The sequence below is a fragment of the uncultured Polaribacter sp. genome (assembly GCF_947500975.1).
GTDB lineage: Bacteria > Bacteroidota > Bacteroidia > Flavobacteriales > Flavobacteriaceae > Polaribacter.
Map to the genome: position 1 here is coordinate 1 of NZ_CANMUE010000035.1, position 1,251 is coordinate 1,251.

General features: G+C 32.1%; 1 protein-coding gene. It reads left to right on the forward strand.

Annotated elements, in window-relative coordinates; all coding sequences use genetic code 11:
• Nucleotides 1-119 precede the first annotated feature (119 nt).
• Nucleotides 120-1,046, forward strand: a complete 927-nt coding sequence (locus tag Q0733_RS12900) for a hypothetical protein (RefSeq protein WP_298782737.1) — start codon at nucleotides 120-122, stop codon at nucleotides 1,044-1,046.
• Nucleotides 1,047-1,251 lie beyond the last annotated feature (205 nt).

The following is a 1,251-nucleotide window of genomic DNA, read 5'->3' on the forward strand; positions in this document are numbered from 1 at the left end:
CAAACCCGAAGTTGTTTGATTTTTTTGCTTACCTTTAGCTAAACAAAACCGCAACTAAAACATAGCCTAAACCGTTGTAGGTAATTGAATGAGACCGCAGAATTAACATTAGAGTAGATATGACAGCAAACGAATTATTTAGTAAAGGAGAAAAACTCTATCACTCAAAGGGAAAGGAATATGAGGCAATTGAAGCATTCAAATTACTTTTAGAAAAATACCCTGACCATATCAACGGTTTGACTTACTTGTCTACAATGCAAAGTGAGATATGTGATTTTGATGGTGCGATTAAATCAATAAATCAAGCTGAAAGTTTAGAACCAGAAAACTTTGCAATCAAAGAACAAAAGCTACTCTTGTTGAAGACTTTATCAAAATTCACTTTTTCTGACAAATACTACCTAGACGAAAAAACAAGAGAGTGCCATGAGGTTTTATCTTACTCGGATTACAGTTTATTGTTGAGTGATTTAAACAAACTACTTTATTCTCTTTTAGACCACTATAAATCAAATGAGCGAAAGAAAAACAGATACTTATGGAATCTTGCTCATAATGAGAGAAAAATGGGAAATCATAAAACTGCGATTGAATTACTAAAGCAGAATATTGAAAGTATTCCCTCAAAGTATAATGACGACAGACGAAGAAGAGAATTAGCAAATCTACAGAGAGAAATTGCATCTAATTATATTGACCAAAAACAATTTGACCTTGGATTGGATTTTTTGCATCAAGCCTTTGAAAATGGATTGGATGATTTTAAAAGAACTATGATAGCTGATGTTTACAAGCAAATGGGAGATGAATCAAAATTTGAAGAAACGCTCCAAGACCTCTTAGACAGGATAAATGAGAAACTTGAGACAAAACCCGAACCAGCCTATATCTTTCAAAAATTTGCGGTATATAAAAAATTACAAAAAGGATTAGAAACTAAAGAACTTTTGTTGGACTTTGATTTGATTACAAATAAGGCAGATTATATCACTGAGAGTAAGAGAGAACTTGAAAATGAGATTAACAACTACCTAAAACAATAAATATACGTAATGCGGGGTGATTTGATAAAATTGAGGTTTAAAGCATTTAATAAACAAAGTAGCGGTTTGATAGTGAAGTGCCTTGAAATCCCGCACTACGCATATTCGAGCCGTTGGTATTCATTGCGTGAAAAAAATCAGAATCATACAAAAAAGTCGTTTAAAACAATGATTTTTTTCGAATAAATCTGTTGGAATTATTACT

Bases quoted from the DNA above. Each gene is read 5' to 3' on its own strand.
- Q0733_RS12900 (WP_298782737.1), top strand. From the start codon at position 120: ATGACAGCAAACGAATTATTTAGTAAAGGAGAAAAACTCTATCACTCA.